General features: G+C 36.2%; 15 protein-coding genes, 1 tRNA gene and 1 rRNA gene. 6 read left to right on the top strand and 11 right to left on the bottom strand.

What is annotated here, in order from left to right; all coding sequences use genetic code 11:
• Positions 1-303: ribosomal RNA gene (locus EDD59_RS07645) — 16S ribosomal RNA — on the bottom strand; the annotation flags it as partial.
• Positions 304-777: 474 nt separating this feature from the next.
• Positions 778-865: transfer RNA gene (locus tag EDD59_RS07640), tRNA-Ser, on the bottom strand.
• Between the two features lie 315 nt (positions 866-1,180).
• Here EDD59_RS07640 and EDD59_RS07635 point away from each other — a divergent pair.
• Entirely contained in the window at positions 1,181-1,651 is a 471-nt protein-coding gene (locus EDD59_RS07635; protein ID WP_132380601.1) for a C-GCAxxG-C-C family (seleno)protein, read from the top strand.
• A 144-nt stretch (positions 1,652-1,795) separates the two neighbouring features.
• On the opposite strand, the gene EDD59_RS07630 is transcribed toward EDD59_RS07635, so the two are convergent.
• From EDD59_RS07630 to dnaA, 9 genes are all read right to left on the bottom strand, one after another.
• Positions 1,796-3,268 (bottom strand): DUF4153 domain-containing protein, encoded by a 1,473-nt coding sequence (locus tag EDD59_RS07630; RefSeq protein WP_165920889.1) that lies wholly within the window; start codon positions 3,266-3,268, stop codon positions 1,796-1,798.
• Positions 3,269-3,285: 17 nt separating this feature from the next.
• Positions 3,286-3,516: a helix-turn-helix domain-containing protein gene (locus tag EDD59_RS07625; RefSeq protein WP_132380597.1), complete on the bottom strand. Its 231-nt coding sequence runs from the start codon at positions 3,514-3,516 to the stop codon at positions 3,286-3,288.
• A gap of 10 nt (positions 3,517-3,526) precedes the next feature.
• On the bottom strand, positions 3,527-3,979 hold the full coding sequence (locus tag EDD59_RS07620; protein WP_132380595.1) for a DUF2975 domain-containing protein: 453 nt from the start codon (positions 3,977-3,979) through the stop codon (positions 3,527-3,529).
• Between the two features lie 305 nt (positions 3,980-4,284).
• Complete coding sequence (gene gyrA, locus EDD59_RS07615) at positions 4,285-6,786, bottom strand: DNA gyrase subunit A (RefSeq protein WP_132380593.1); 2,502 nt, start codon at positions 6,784-6,786, stop codon at positions 4,285-4,287.
• A gap of 74 nt (positions 6,787-6,860) precedes the next feature.
• Complete coding sequence (gene gyrB / locus EDD59_RS07610; protein ID WP_132380591.1) at positions 6,861-8,798, bottom strand: DNA topoisomerase (ATP-hydrolyzing) subunit B; 1,938 nt, start codon at positions 8,796-8,798, stop codon at positions 6,861-6,863.
• Positions 8,799-8,809: 11 nt separating this feature from the next.
• Positions 8,810-9,895 carry a DNA replication/repair protein RecF gene (gene recF, locus EDD59_RS07605; protein WP_132380589.1) on the bottom strand — a complete coding sequence of 362 codons (1,086 nt, stop codon included), beginning with the start codon at positions 9,893-9,895 and terminating at the stop codon, positions 8,810-8,812.
• Between the two features lie 39 nt (positions 9,896-9,934).
• The gene (locus tag EDD59_RS07600; protein WP_132380587.1) at positions 9,935-10,150 is read right to left on the bottom strand and encodes an RNA-binding S4 domain-containing protein; all 216 of its coding nucleotides are present in this window, start codon (positions 10,148-10,150) and stop codon (positions 9,935-9,937) included.
• 13 nt (positions 10,151-10,163) lie between these two features.
• Positions 10,164-11,273, bottom strand: a complete 1,110-nt coding sequence (dnaN, locus tag EDD59_RS07595) for a DNA polymerase III subunit beta (RefSeq protein WP_132380585.1) — start codon at positions 11,271-11,273, stop codon at positions 10,164-10,166.
• A 337-nt stretch (positions 11,274-11,610) separates the two neighbouring features.
• The gene (gene dnaA, locus EDD59_RS07590) at positions 11,611-12,981 is read right to left on the bottom strand and encodes a chromosomal replication initiator protein DnaA (RefSeq protein WP_132380583.1); all 1,371 of its coding nucleotides are present in this window, start codon (positions 12,979-12,981) and stop codon (positions 11,611-11,613) included.
• Positions 12,982-13,444: 463 nt separating this feature from the next.
• On the opposite strand from dnaA, the gene rpmH reads away from it, so the two are divergent.
• The 5 genes from rpmH (at position 13,445) to jag (ending at position 16,406) form a co-directional block, all read left to right on the top strand.
• The gene (gene rpmH, locus EDD59_RS07585) at positions 13,445-13,579 is read left to right on the top strand and encodes a 50S ribosomal protein L34 (protein WP_089983006.1); all 135 of its coding nucleotides are present in this window, start codon (positions 13,445-13,447) and stop codon (positions 13,577-13,579) included.
• A gap of 49 nt (positions 13,580-13,628) precedes the next feature.
• A complete protein-coding gene (rnpA, locus tag EDD59_RS07580) occupies positions 13,629-13,970 on the top strand; it encodes a ribonuclease P protein component (protein ID WP_132380581.1) in 342 nt (113 codons plus the stop codon).
• A gap of 67 nt (positions 13,971-14,037) precedes the next feature.
• Positions 14,038-14,256, top strand: a complete 219-nt coding sequence (gene yidD / locus EDD59_RS07575) for a membrane protein insertion efficiency factor YidD (RefSeq protein ID WP_330571975.1) — start codon at positions 14,038-14,040, stop codon at positions 14,254-14,256.
• A gap of 12 nt (positions 14,257-14,268) precedes the next feature.
• Positions 14,269-15,561, top strand: a complete 1,293-nt coding sequence (locus tag EDD59_RS07570; RefSeq protein ID WP_132380577.1) for a YidC/Oxa1 family membrane protein insertase — start codon at positions 14,269-14,271, stop codon at positions 15,559-15,561.
• Positions 15,562-15,593: 32 nt separating this feature from the next.
• The gene (jag, locus tag EDD59_RS07565) at positions 15,594-16,406 is read left to right on the top strand and encodes an RNA-binding cell elongation regulator Jag/EloR (protein WP_132380575.1); all 813 of its coding nucleotides are present in this window, start codon (positions 15,594-15,596) and stop codon (positions 16,404-16,406) included.
• The last annotated feature ends 43 nt before the right edge of the window (positions 16,407-16,449 follow it).

Raw genomic sequence — 16,449 nt, 5'->3', positions numbered from 1 at the left:
CTGATCGTCGCCTTGGTAAGCCGTTACCTTACCAACCAGCTAATCAGACGCGGATCCATCTCATACCACCTTAAGTTTTTCCCACTGTGCCATGCGGCACTGTGGGCTTATGCGGTATTAGCAGCCATTTCTGACTGTTATCCCCCTGTATGAGGCAGGTTATCCACGCGTTACTCACCCGTCCGCCGCTCAGTCACTCCACTCTTCCTTCCGAAGAATTCTAAGTAAAGCGCTTCGCTCGACTTGCATGTGTTAAGCACGCCGCCAGCGTTCATCCTGAGCCAGGATCAAACTCTCGCACAAAAAGCTTGGCTTGGTATTCTCAAGCCTTAGCGTTTATGCGCTCCGCATGTACTTGGTGAGGTCCTTTCGAACCTAGTACTGTTGGAGCTACATATGCTTCTTTGTTTGTATCCGGTCAAAAATCATACTAGCTAATTTTATCCCTTTACTGTTTTACCACCGAAATCTCTTTCAGTGATGGGTGCATCTTTTCAGATGCTGTTCTTAAAAATTTTCTCATTTAGAAATTTTCAAGGGTTTGTTGTCTATTGTTTAATTATCAAGGTTCTTTTGCTTTTTGCTGCTGCTCTCGCGAGTCAGCCTAGATATAATATCATTTATTGTATATATCTGTCAATAGTTTTTTTAACTTTTTTGATGTATAATTCCATATACTATATCTAGTTCCTTTTTTGACGATTTCTTTACATATATCCAACAAAAATAACACGTAAGAACTACCAGTTGTGACCAATAGTTCTGGAAACGTCAAAACGGAGAAAGAGGGATTTGAACCCTCGCGCCGGTTTCCCGACCTACACCCTTAGCAGGGGCGCCTCTTCAGCCTCTTGAGTATTTCTCCTGATTCTGAATTATACCTGTATTTTACTAATACAGGACTATTTAATATTGTACACGCAACAGCGCAAAGTTTATTATACTAAACAGATTGTTTGATGTCAACGCTTAAACTGTAACTTTTCCATTATTATATTGTTTTTTGATAATTTCATAAAGATTTTTTTCTGAACCACTAGGAAATTTAAGAATATTCTGAAAATGGAAAGCAAAAGGGTCAGTCCCCTTTTTCCTTTTTTGTGGTATCATAGGGTTATCCATAGTTTTGCCATGTAAAGTTATGGCTGAGCTGTAATAAAATTTTTGGAGGTTTATGATAATGGCTGATAGGAATGTAACATATTGTTCAGAGATTAATATGGAAGAACTTCAAAAAGACGCTGTCCGGATTTTTAACTCTGGTTTTGCCTGTTCAGAATCTATTGTTTATACAATCCGCAAGCATTTTCATCTTGATTTATCAGATGACGCAATTGCTATGAGTTCCGGTTTTCCCTGGGGACTGGGAGGCGGAGGGTGTATCTGCGGTGCTCTGGCAGGTGGAACTATGATGCTGGGATATTTTTTCGGACGCACAACACCAGGTGATCCAAAAATCACAAAGTGTTTTGAGCTTACAAATGAGCTGCATGACTATTTTAAGAAAACCTGCGGCGGGACTTGCTGCCGGGTATTAACAAAGGGGATGGATAAAAATTCTCTTGAGAGAAAGTCACAATGTACATCTTTTGTTTCTGAAACAGTGAAAAAAACAGCAGAAATTATATTAAGAGAAATGTCCCCTTCCTGATGTTGATTTCAATGTTACTTATTTTCGTTTAACACATAAACTCAAAAATGGATTTTTAATTTTATTTTATACCATATGGAAAACCTGCAGTATCATCCCATGCAGATTTTCCATATACCTCTCTAATGTGTCAAAACATACAACTTATAGTTCTTTCCTCTTTTTATCAAAATATTTATCTGCTGCTTTTTTTGCCTTTTCTGTTGAATAATTCCATTTTCTCCATGAACTTTCTTTATCTCTTATACCTGTAAAATATGCTTCTATTTCTGAACTCAGATATAAATCACTATTTTCTATTTCTTCCACATTTATATTCTCTATCACAGGAGCCGCATCCATGGAAGTCCCATATATAAGATACATTATGTCCTCATATTTTATCTGGTCCCAGTGGGTAATATTATATTCTGCAATAATTTTATCCACTTTTGCAAAAGATAAAATGATATAAGAAACAGCTGCTACAATTGTAATATATTTGAATAAATTAAACTTCACTTTAAAAATACTTAGCATAACTCCAAGCATAACCAGTAACATTACTCCAAGAAACCAAAGTACAAGTATTCTAAGAAACGTAAGATAATAGACGCTTATATATAAAATCATTCTGTACGCAGCTGATAATGTCATAATACATGTACATATTGAAATAATTAACAAAAGAACTTTTAAAATATTATTCTCTTTAAAAATATCTTTACAGATAATAACCGTTATAAAATTAATGATGCTTACCACTATTAGCTGCCAAAATCCGGAATGTGCATATTCTGAATATGTTATCCCTTCTGGTAATGAATTTCCTACTCTCAAGAACAAAAAGCATATTTGAATAATAGAATAAAATACATATATTGCAGCAAGTATTCCGGAAAATGTAATTCCTGTAACCGGATTTTTATTTGCTTTTTCCCTTTCCTTAAAATCAGTTAGATTCATTCCTGATAAAGCTGTAAAAAATGCATATAATATAGCCGATCCAAAAAGAAATGTAAACAGGATTCCAAATCCCGTACTAAATTTGAAAACATCAAGAACCTTTCCAAAATATCGGGCAAATATTTTATCCGAATAAACAAGAAGTGGCAGCACAAACAATAAAAATAATACTGCAGCCAACACACCCATTATAATAGATTTTATTATCCTATTTTTTCTTTTTTCAATCCCGCTTTTTTTTAATTTGATTCCATGTGTAATCGGAGTAAAGACAGAGATAATTGTTTTTCCACACAATATCAAAATATTTTTAACATATCTCAAAAAATCCCAGTCTTTATTTTCATTTATCTGTTGAATCATAGCTGTCATTAGAAGTAATAGAATACCTGCCCAATTAAAAAAATGAAAAAAAGCATTATCAGTCATAATTGTAGATATTCCTAAAAGCATCATACCTAAGACACATAGAAAAAAATCCTTGTGTATTATTACTCCTGTTTTTCTCATAAATAAAAAAGCTGCAGCAGCCGTCGCTGCTATACAAAAAGGAAAGGTAATTCCTGATAAGTTTTTATAAAGGCAAAATGTGAATATAATCCCATACATTCCACATAGGCTTATTAGATAAAGGTAATTTTCTTCTATTTTACTGACAGACAATTTTCCCATAAAATACTCCTCCATAATTATAAATCCTTTTTCTTGTTATCTTCATCATTTACATATTCTAAAATATCCCCCGGCTGGCAGTCTAAAGTTTTACAAATTGCTTCTAGTGTTGAAAACCTGACTGCCTTTGCCTTATTATTTTTAAGAATAGACAGATTAGCCATTGTAATATCTACTTTATGGGACAGTTCCGTCATACTCATTTTTCTTTTTGCCATCATAACGTCCAAATTAACTACAATAGACATACCACTCCTCCTAAATTGTCAAATCATTCTCTTTTTTATACCGTACAGCCTCTTCAAATACACAGGCCAGAACATGACTAAATATTCCTGCTATAAAGAAGGTCAGAATAATAACAAACGTCACCGGTGTGGGAAGAAAAAATAATTCTATAATAAAAAGTATTGAAATAGTTAAACTTACTTTTCCCATTAATTTTAAACTTTGTACATTATTATCTACAAAGCAATTTTTATCCATTACTGTTTTAATCATTTTCCGAAGCTGATTCAAAATCGTAACACCACATATACCGGCAAGTCCATAAATGATGAGTATTGGCCAGAATTCTTCTGTAATAGCCGGAGAAAAATATTTTCCTGCGATTTTTAGAATAAAAGGAAGTCCTAATATAACAACAATTCCTGAATAGAACATGAATCCTAACAATAAATTTGTAAATCTAATTAATTTTTCTTGACTCATATAAACACAATCCTCCCTAAAATATTTTGAATGTCTCTTGGTTTTTTATTTTTATTATATCATTATAAATTATGTATTTCAATATATTATTATTGTTTATCAATATATTTTTATTGTTTATTATTTCTTTCATAAGCTTCATACTCAGGTGTAAGGTAAAGGTATAAGACAGGGGTTTATTTGTTAAAACGAAAATCAAAAAAGGACAAAAAAACAGGAAACTAACCATAAAGTCCTGTTTCCTTTTGTGGTTAATTTCCTAATTTATTATTTACAAAATATTCTGAAAATGGAGCTCAAAAGGGTCAGTCCCCTTTTTCGTCTTCGTCTTCGGATATTTCTACTTGTTCTCCATCAATTTCTGCTGAGGCTTTTCTTACTTTTGCTACACTTGCTACTTTTTCTCCTTCAGGAAGATTAATCAGCTTTACACCTGATGTGATGCGTCCAAGTAATGAAATGTCGGCACACTGCATACGAATTATGATTCCTTCCGTATTGATAATCATTATCTCGCTGTCTTCTTCTACTGACTTCATTCCAACTACATTCCCGGTTTTTTCGGTAATCTTGTAACATTTTACTCCTTTACCGCCGCGGTTTTGCTTTGTAAATTCATCAAGACTGGTGCGCTTTCCCATCCCTTTTTCGGATACAATCAGAAGTTCTGATCCCTGGGTGCTCATCTGCATTGCTATAACTTCGTCTCTGTCGCTTAAGTTCATACCGCGAACTCCCATGGAGGTTCTTCCTGTTGCGCGGACATCCTGCTCATTAAAACGGATACACTGGCCATACATGGTTACAAGGATTATATCCTCGTTATTATCGGTAATTTTTACTTCTATCAGTTTATCATCTTCACGGAGTGTAATTGCCGCAAGGCCTGTTTTTCTTACATTCGCATAATCTTTTATAGGTGTTTTCTTTACAAGTCCCTTTTCGGTTGCCATAAACAGATATTTGCCATCTTCATATTCTTTGATTGGAATCATAGCTGTTATTTTTTCATCCGGCATTAACTGCAGAAGATTAATAATTGCCGTTCCTCTTGCTGTACGGCTCGCCTCCGGAATCTCGTATCCTTTTAGCCTATATACACGTCCTGTATTTGTAAAGAACATAATATAGTGGTGTGTCGATGTAATGAACAATTCCTCAATATAATCGTCATCCAGAGTCTGCATTCCCTTGATGCCTTTTCCTCCGCGGTTCTGGCTCTTAAAAGTATCAACAGTCATTCGCTTAATATACCCTAGTCTGGTCATCGCGATGACTATACTTTCCTGAGGAATTAAATCTTCCATGGAAATGTCAAATTCATCAAATCCTATTGATGTCCGTCTATCATCTCCATATTTGTCGGATATAACTAGTATTTCCTCTTTTATAACTCCAAGCAGCAATTTTTTATCTGCAAGAATAGCTTCCAATTCACCAATTTTCTGCATCAATTCCTTGTATTCATTTTCCAGTTTTTCCCTTTCCAAACCGGTCAATGCACGGAGACGCATATCTACAATTGCCTGAGCCTGTACATCCGATAAATCGAATTTTGCCATTAACTCATCTTTTGCAATTTGAACATTTTTTGAACCCCGGATAATCCTGATTACTTCATCAATATTATCCAAAGCAATAAGTAATCCCTGTAAAATATGTGCTCTTTCCTTTGCTTTGTTAAGCTCATATTTTGTCCTTCTGGTCACTACATCTTCCTGGTGCTTCAGATAATATTTAAGCATATCCAGAATATTCATTACCTTTGGCTCATTGTCCACAAGGGCAAGCATAATAACACCAAAAGTATCCTGAAGCTGTGTATGTTTGTACAGCTGATTCAGCACTACATTCGGATTCACATCACGGCGGAGTTCTATACATATTCTCATACCTTCACGGTTGGACTGGTCTGACAGATCTGTAATGCCGTCAACTCTTTTATCTCTTACTAATTCTGCTATTTTTTCTATCAGTCTTGCCTTATTGACCATATAAGGAAGTTCCGTTACAATAATACGGTTTTTTCCATTAGCCATAGGCTCAATATTGGTAATAGCACGCACCCTTATTTTCCCGCGTCCGGTCCTGTAAGCTTCCTCAATTCCCCTTGTCCCCAGAATTTCGGCTCCTGTAGGAAAATCAGGCCCTTTTACAATATGAAGTATATCCTCGATTGTAGTTTCTCCATTTTCATCAATCATGTCATCTATAATTTTGACGACAGCACCTATAACTTCCCTCAAATTGTGGGGAGGTATATTCGTTGCCATCCCAACCGCAATTCCGGAAGTTCCGTTTACCAAAAGATTTGGAAATCTTGAAGGAAGAACAACAGGCTCTTTCTCTGTCTCATCAAAGTTTGGAATAAAATCTACAGTATCTTTATTGATATCCGCAGTCATCTCCATGGAAATCTTACTGAGGCGTGCCTCAGTATAACGCATAGCAGCTGCTCCATCCCCGTCCACAGAGCCAAAGTTTCCATGTCCGTCAACCAGAGGATATCTGGTAGACCATTCCTGGGCCAGATTTACCAGTGCACCATAAATAGAGCTGTCCCCATGAGGATGATATTTACCCATTGTATCTCCGACGATACGTGCACACTTACGGTGAGGCTTGTCAGGTCCATTATTCAATTCAATCATAGAATACAGAATTCTCCTCTGCACAGGCTTTAATCCATCCCTTACATCAGGCAAGGCACGGGCAGCAATTACACTCATGGCATAATCGATATAAGAGTTTTCCATTGTTTTTTTCAGATCAACTTCATGGACTTTATCAAAAATATTATCTTCCATCTTCATATCCTTTCTTTTATGTTAAGCGAATACACAAAATACCCAAAAGTATCTATCTCCACTTTGGTATTTACTTAAATATCCAGGTTTTTCACATATTTAGCATTTTCTTCAATGAACTCTTTTCTCGGCTCTACTTTATCTCCCATAAGTGTAGTAAAGGTCAAATCCAGCTCAGAAGAGGTTTCTTCATCCATTGTAACTCTTAAGAGAACCCTGTGCTCCGGAGCCATGGTTGTATCCCAAAGCTGTTCTGCATCCATCTCTCCAAGGCCTTTATAGCGCTGAATTTTATTATTTCCGTCTCTTCCTACTTCTGTAAGTATTTCACTTAATTCCTCGTCACTGTATGCATACCATTCCCTTTTATTTTTCTCCAGCTTATAAAGAGGAGGCTGTGCCAGGTAAACATGCCCTCCCTTAATTAAATCAGGCATAAAACGATATAAAAATGTCAGCAGCAGGGTGCTGATATGTGCCCCATCCACATCGGCATCAGTCATAATAATAATCTTATGGTACCGAAGTTTTGAAATATCAAAATCATCGTGTATTCCTGTTCCAAATGCCGTGATCATCGCCTTAATCTCTGCATTTGCATATATTTTATCAAGTCTTGCCTTTTCCACATTCAGTATCTTACCTCTTAGGGGAAGAATAGCTTGGGTACTCCTGTCTCTGGCCGTCTTCGCAGAACCACCGGCAGAATCACCCTCCACAATATAAATTTCACAGTTTTTGGGATCTTTATCAGAACAATCTGCAAGCTTTCCAGGAAGTGACATTCCTTCCAGAGCAGATTTGCGCCTTGTTAAATCTCTTGCCTTTCTTGCAGCCTCTCTTGCACGCTGAGCCATCACAGATTTATCTACTATCATCTTAGCCACACTCGGATTCTGCTCTAAAAAAATTTCAAGCTGTGTACTGACAATATTATCAACTGCACCCCTTGCTTCACTGTTTCCAAGCTTCTGCTTTGTCTGTCCCTCAAACTGAGGATCTTCAAGTTTTACACTGATAATAGCAGTCAAACCTTCTCTGATATCCTCACCGGACAAGTTTGCTTCATTATCCTTCAATAATTTATTTTTTCTTGCGTAATCATTGAATGTCTTTGTCAGGGCATTGCGGAATCCTACTATATGTGTACCTCCTTCAGGCGTCGTAATATTATTTACAAAACCATAAGTATTGTCATTGTAGGAGTCATTATGCTGCATGGCAACTTCCACTGCAACATTATCTTTCATTCCCTCACAATAAATAATACTTTCATACAGAGGTGTTCTGCTGCGATTCAGATAACTGACAAACTCCTTAATTCCACCTTCATAATGAAATGTCTTTTCTCTGAGTTCTTCTTCTCTCTCATCTCTGAGACAAATTTTAAGCCCTTTTGTCAAAAATGCCATTTCTCTGAAACGCTGCTTCAAAGTATCAAAATCAAATACTGTTTCTTCAAAGATTTCATCATCGGGTAAAAAAGTTACCCTTGTACCTGTCTTTTCAGGGTCACATTCCCCCACTACTCTTAGCTTATCAACAACTTTTCCACGTTCATAGCGTTGTTTATATATACTGCCTTCATTATAAATTTCTACCTCAAGCCATTGTGAAAGAGCATTTACAACAGATGCACCAACTCCGTGCAAGCCTCCTGATACCTTATATCCCCCACCGCCAAACTTTCCGCCGGCATGCAAAATGGTAAAGACTACTTCTACTGCGGGAAGCCCTGATTTATGATTTACTCCCACAGGAATTCCACGCCCGTTGTCAATGACTGTAATTGAATTTTCTTTATTTATACTTACAAGAATCTTATCACAATATCCAGCCAATGCCTCATCTACGGCATTGTCCACAATCTCATATACCAGATGATGGAGTCCTCTTGCAGAAGTGCTGCCGATATACATCCCCGGTCTTTTTCTTACCGCTTCCAATCCCTCTAATATTTGGATTTGATCAGCCCCATATTCAGCATCAAATTCTGTACCTGTTGCACCCATTTAAAAACCTCCTAATTCTCTTCTGCTACCTGTCCATTTTTCACATGGAATATTTTATTAATAGAAAATCGATGATTCACAAACTCATCTAAACCAGTACATGTAATTACAGTTTGTATATCATGAATACTATCCAATAAGTAGTTTTGCCTGTGTTTATCCAATTCAGACAATACATCATCTAACAATAATACCGGTGTGTCTTTAATTAACATTCTGACCAATTCTATTTCTGAAAGCTTCAGTGACAGCGCAGCCGTACGCTGCTGTCCCTGGGAGCCAAATTTTCGAATATCCAGACTTCCTTCCATGAAGGATAAATCATCTCTGTGAGGGCCTACAGAAGTACTCTTCAATCTCATATCTCTTTCTCTGTTTTTCTTCAAAGCCTGTGCAAAAGACAAATTTCCTACACTGCTTTCGTATTCCAGAAATATATGTTCTTTTCCCCCTGTCAGCCTATAATGAATATTAGAAATTATTTTATTCAACTGTCTTATAAAATTTCTTCTGCTCTCTATCACTTTCATTCCATACTCAGCCAGCTGCATATCCCATACATCAAGTGTCTCTACAAGATTATGCTGTCTGTCAATATCTTTAAGCAGAGAATTTCTCTGATTAATAATTCGGTTATAACTGGAAAGATTGCTGAGATATATTTTATCAAGCTGGGATAATTCCAAATCAATAAATCTCCTTCGGCCTGAAGGTCCTTCTTTGATAATATTCAAATCCTCCGGAGAAAAAAATACAAAATGAATAATCCCAAATAATTCGCTTGCTTTCCGGATTGGAACCTTATTCACTGCAATTCCTTTGGGACTATTCTTCTTCAAATGCATATCTATCTGGTATTCCATCCCTCTTTTAATGACAATGGTTTCCAAATGTGCTTCATCGTGTTCAAACTGAATCAAATCTCTGTCTTTTGTGCCCCTGTGAGATTTCGTTGTACCTGACAGATACAGTGCTTCCAGGATATTTGTCTTTCCCTGCGCATTATCCCCATAAAAAATATTTGTCTGAGTATCAAGAGTCAAATCTAACAAATCATAATTTCTATAATTCTTTAGTTTTAAAGATTTGATTACCATAATTTCTCCATCAGTGTAATTATTTTACACTTTTTCAGACTATTTTTCAATTTTTATTTTCTGACCACCAAATTCAACGCTGTCTTTGTCGTATAATTTCCGGCCTCTTCTTGTATCCTTCTCACCATTTACACATACCTGTCCATTCTGGATGACTTCCTTCGCCACCACACCTGAATCAACCAGGCCGGCAGCTTTTAATGCCTGGCCAAGTTTGATAAATTCGTCACCTTCACGCAACTTAATAATTTCCATACTAAATCCTTTCTTATGCAACTGCATTAAAGTTAACCGGAAGAATTAAATAAATATAACTTTCATTCTCGTTTTTAATAAAACATGGCGCTTTAGCATTCATAAAATATAAATCAACTTCTTCATCATCAATTACCCGAAGTGCATCAATCAAAAACTTTGGGTTAAAACCGATCAATAAGTCCTTACCCTCTTTAGTTATAAGAATTTCTTCATCCATTGAACCAATCTGTGACTTAATCTTCAACTCCATGGATTCATCCCTGATGTCAATGATAATTGGCTTTTTTTCTCCCTCTTTTATCAAAAGAGTAGCCCTGTCTATACAGTCTAAAAGTTCTTTTTTATGGATCTTTACCTTCGTCTCATAATCACTGGACAGCATCTGATTTATTTTAAAATAATTTCCTTCTATCAACCTGGACACAACAACTGTTTTATCAAATTCAAAAACAATATGATTCTTTGTAAATGATATATCTACATTAACATCGGCTTCACCGCCTATAATCTTACTGATTTCCTGAAGTGTTTTTCCTGGGACAATTACTTTCCTCGGTGAATAATTATCTTTTAACTCAATTTTGCGGATAGAAATTCTATGACCATCCAGAGAAACAACCTTCAGTATATTATCATCTATTTCAAACAATTCACCTGTCATCATCTTGTTCGTATCGTTATCGGCAATGGAAAAAATTGTCTGACGAATAACTTCCTTCAACGTAAATTCAGAAACTGTAATATAACTTTCCTTCTCAATAACCGGAAGATAAGAAAAATCTTCCCCTGACTGTGCTGCAATATTAAATTTTGCTTTTTCACAGGTAATAATGGCTTGACTCGATTCATCTGTTTTTATAGTAACATCATTATCAGGAAGCTTTCGGACAATTTCCGAAAAGATTCTTGCATTCAAAGCAATAATTCCTCTTTCCTCAACTTCCCCCTCAATTTGTGTTTCAATACCTAATTCCATATCATTCGCAGTCAATTTTATAATATCGGCAGATGCGTCAATTAAAATACATTCAAGGATAGGCATTGTTGTTTTAGAGGGAACTGCTTTAGATACAATACTCACGCCTCTTACAAGATTAGATTTTGAACAAATGATTTTCATATGTCGGTAACTCCTTTCAATTATCATGGTGAATTATTTTTTCCGCCGCTTTTTATAGATAAATAAATAAATAAATTCCGCCTCCTTAGTAATAGGGGCTGTAGATAAGTTGATAACTACTTCAAAGCCTTGAAAATAAAGAGGATGCCCATACTGAAAACTCTGTAGAAAGCTATTAAAGTTTGATGGGATAGGGTGGGAATAATTTTAAGGCTTTATTTAGTTTACTTTTTATGAACCTAATAATCCACAGTACTTTAACATAGTTACTCACAGTTTTTTTAACGAAATGTGAATTATTAATTTCCTGTAAAATGTTTTTAAGTCCTTTTTAATGTTAAATAGGATTAATCTTTTTCTTAATAATATTAACAGTATTGTTGAGTGCTTCATCAATTGTTATGTCACGGGCAATCTTTTTCACACCGTGACTGACGGAGGCATGATCTTTTCCCCCTAAAATAATTCCTATTGTTTTAAGTGGGGTCTCTGTCATGGTCCGGCAGAGATACATGATAATCTGCCGGGGAAGAACAATTTCAGCACTTCGTTTTTTACCTTTCAGCTCAGGGATAGGAACGTTAAAGTGTTCAGAAACAACATCTATAATCAGCTCAGGTGTAACTTCCCTGTTTGAGTCAGGAGAAACCATATCTTTTAAGGCCTCTGCTGCAAGTGGAATATCAATTGGCTTATTCTCAAGATTGGCCAATGCTATCAGTTTATTTAAGGAACCTTCCAGTTCTCGAATGTTTGACTTAATATTATTTGCTATGTATTGAAGAACGTCATCTGGAATATGATAACGTTCCAATCCGTCCAACTCCTCCTTTTTACGGAGGATTGCCATCCTGGTCTCATAGTCAGGAGTGGAGATATCTGCAATAAGTCCCCATTCAAAACGGGTACGCAGCCTTGCTTCCAGTGTTTCAATATCCTTGGGAGGCTTATCACTGGATATAATAATTTGTTTTCCAGATACATGAAGGTGATTGAATGTGTGGAAGAACTCTTCCTGGGTGCTTTCTTTACCAATAATAAATTGTATATCGTCGATGAGAAGTACATCATTGTTTCTATATTTTTCACGGAAAGTGGTCATTGCAAGTTCATTTCCAGTTTTACCTATTTTCAATGAATCAATCAGTTCATTTGTAAAGGTCTCACTTGTTACATAAAGAACTTTCTTTGTAGGATCATTTTCTAATATGAAATGTGCTATGGAATGCATGAGGTGTGTTTTGCCGAGTCCAACTCCTCCGTATATAAAAAGAGGATTGTAAATCTCTCCGGGGGACTCAGAGACAGCAAGGGAAGCTGCGTGTGCAAAACTGTTATTACTGCCCACCACAAAAGTATCAAATGTATATTTGGGATTTAAATTTGCATTTGCAAATATTGCATTCGACTTTTTCTTTTTTGCAGTATTTTCTTTCTTTTCCTTAATAATAAGATTATCTTCTGTCACAAAGGAAATTTCATATTCCTTACCGGTTACCTCTGCAACACATACTTTAAAAGGAAGAAGATATTTGTCTTCTATATGCTCCAGACTTGCTTTGAGTTTTACAAGAATATAGACAGTGTCTTCTGTAACTTCATATACTGTCAATGGTGCAACCCACGTATTGTATGCAATATTTGATGAGCAATATTCGGATTTCATCTTATTTAAGATCTGCTCCCAACTTTTTTCCACAATGTTCATTCATAGTACTCCTAATCAATATAATAGAGAGATATATGCAATCTCTCCACTACATTTTACATCAAAAGGGCCTGATAAGCAATGGAAAAAGGTGTGTATAACTTTATACACAGCCTAATCTCATATGTTTAAACACAAAAAGTTAAAAAATAAATTTAATCTACATGTTATCCCACAGTTATTTACATCTTATTCACAAGTTATCAACATGATATAGGGTCCCAAAGTCATGCTTTTTCATGCAAGCATGAAACGCATGACCTTTTGACCCTGGTATAATCAACATAAAGATTCTACCATATTTATAATAATTTTTTTAAAAATACCCTTAATATCTTGACTTACCGTGATTTTTTGAATATAATTAGACGCAGTGTCTTTGTAAGAAAAGGACAACTTTAAAATGAAAATAATTGTAAATACTTTATTATAAGTATCTCAATCAAAGGGAGGTGTATCTGTAATGAAAATGACATTTCAGCCAAAGAAAAGACAGAGATCTAAGGTTCATGGCTTTAGGGCAAGAATGAGCACACCGGGCGGAAGAAAAGTATTAGCTGCCAGAAGAGCAAAAGGAAGAAAACAATTATCAGCTTAGGCCGCATCTATGTGGCCTTTTCTTCTATCAAAGAGCAAAGAGGTTATCAATGAAATTTTCCGAATCTTTAAAAAAAAATAAAGATTTCCAGGTCATCTACAAAAGCGGAAAATCCTATGCGAATAAATATTTAGTAATGTATGTGAAGGAAAACGGTCTTGGGAAAAACAGACTTGGCATTTCCGTAAGTAAAAAAGTAGGAAATAGTGTGGTCAGACATTATCTGACAAGATTAATAAGAGAAAGCTATCGGCTTCAAGAAGAACATTTCCAATGTGGTTTTGATATTGTTGTGATTGCAAGAGTGAGTGCTAAAGAAAAAGGTTATCATGAAATTGAGAGTGCACTTAACCACTTGGGAAAACTTCATGAAATATATAAGACTTATTAGCAAACCTGATAAGTTTTCAGTTTCGGTGTAGTTTGTGGATACCGGGACGTTCTTTATAAAAGGAGTGATGCAGTTGAAGCACATTTTTATATGGCTTATCAGATTCTACCAGAAGTACTTGTCCGGATTGAAAACACGGTATCATTGTATTTATACGCCAACCTGTTCACAGTATGGCATTGAAGCGATTGAAAAGTATGGTGTTGTGAAGGGTGGTGCTCTGACAGTCTGGAGAATTCTGCGCTGCAATCCATTTGCAAAAGGTGGATATGATCCGGTACCTTAAGGAGGATAAAAAATGTATGGAATTTTAGCGGCAGGCTACGGAGACTGGCCGGTTATCAAGCAGATTTCCTGGCTTCTGGGAAAACTGATGAATGGAATTTATGTTGTAATGGACAGTGTTTTTAATGTGCAGAACATTGGTGTTTGTATTATTATATTTACAATCATTATTTATACATTAATGATTCCACTTACAATTAAACAGCAGAAGTGGTCTAAAATGTCTTCTGTTATGAATCCTGAAATCCAAAAAATTCAAAAAAAATATGCAAATAAAAAAGATCAGGCTTCCATGTTAAAGCAGCAGGAAGAAATGCAGATTGTCTATGAAAAATATGGAACTTCACCTACAGGCGGATGTCTTCCGATGTTAATTCAGATGCCGATTCTTTTTGCACTATATCCGGTGATTCAGAATATACCAAAATATGTGGACAGTGTAAAAGCAGTGTATATGCCTGTTGTAAATCAGATTATGTCTGTTGACGGTTTCCAGAAAATTATGGAGAAGATTGGGGAAGCAAAACCCGTTCTGATGAGCCCGACCAGCTATGATTATTCAAAAGCAGATACGTTGGTCCAGGTGTTATATAAATTTCAGGATTCCACATGGAATACACTTGTAGATAAGATGCCCTCCATAGACAGTATTGTAACTACGACAACTCAGACGATGGGTCATTTGAATAGTTTTATCGGTATCAATATAGGTGAGGCTCCTTTTACAATGCTGATGACTGCAATTAAAAATTTCTCAATTGCCGGAATAATTGCAGCTGTTATTATTCCTGTTATGGCCGGTCTTACACAGTTTTTAAGTGTAAAACTGCAGCCCCAGCCGGAAGTTAACACGGATAATAACCCGATGGCAAGTTCTATGAAGACGATGACATATACAATGCCTTTAATATCTGTATTTATGGGATTTACACTTCCTGCAGGTCTTGGACTTTACTGGGCAGTCAGTGCGGTAGTAAGATCAGCACAGCAGCTGGCAATTAATAAATACCTGAGCAAAAAGTCACTTGATGATTTAATAGCAGAAAATCAGAAGAAAGCTGCAAAAAAACGTGAAAAAAAGGGAGCATCTGCAAAAACTATCAACAAAATGGCAACGACAAGTACAAGAAATGTGGAAGATAAGAAAAAAACAAAGATGTCAGATGTTGAGAGAGATGAACGGCTTAAAAAGGCTAGGCAGCAAACAAAGAATGCAAAACCAGGAAGTCTTGCTTCTAAGGCAAATATGGTCAGCAGTTATAACAGTGGGCAAAAGGTATCCGATAAAGAAAAAAAGGATAAGTAGAGAAGAGTAAGTCTAGAAAGGGAGGATTCAGGATGAATGGTAGTATCAGAGTATCAGCAAAAACAGTGGATGATGCAATTACAGAGGCAATGATTCAGTTAGGTGTTACCAGTGACAGACTGGAATACGAGGTAATTGAAAAGGGAAGTTCCGGTTTTCTGGGAATTGGTATTAAACAGGCAGTAATTGAAGCAAAAAGAAAGCCGGAACCTGTAGCAGATGGACCTGAAATCCAGAAAAAAGAAGAAAAACCCGAGATAAAGCATGAACCTGTAAAAGAAATTAAAAAGAAAGAAAAAGTAAAAAAGGAAATAAAGGGGGAAAATGATCAGCTTGCAAAAAGTTCATCTGTTATACCTGCGAAACATGATACAGAGCTTGCTGTAGTGAAAGATGAAACAAAGAAAGCTGTTGAATCCTTTTTAGGCGATACCTTGAAAGCAATGGGAATGACAGTAGAGCTGAAATCTGAGGTTGATTCAGATGGTGCATTCAGTGTGGAGATGAGTGGCGAGAATATGGGGATTCTTATTGGAAAACGCGGACAAACCCTGGATGCCCTGCAGTATCTGGCGAACCGGGTAGCAAACAAGAATCAGGAGGGATATGTTCGCGTGAAGCTGGATACAGAGAACTATCGCTCCAGAAGAGAGGAAACTCTGAAGAACCTTGCAAAAAATATTGCATATAAGGTAAAGCGTTCTAGGAGACCAGTATCGCTGGAGCCCATGAATCCTTATGAAAGAAGAATTATTCATGCTGCACTTCAATGTGATCCGTATGTAACTACACATAGTGAAGGAGAAGAACCTTATAGAAAAGTAGTTATTACATTGAAAAAGTAGAAAAATTGAAGCGAAAGAGGACGTCTGCTGCTTCACGGAGGCT

The sequence above is a fragment of the Muricomes intestini genome (assembly GCF_004346165.1).
Lineage (GTDB): Bacteria > Bacillota > Clostridia > Lachnospirales > Lachnospiraceae > Muricomes > Muricomes intestini.
This window is presented reverse-complemented; position numbering and strand designations above follow the sequence as displayed.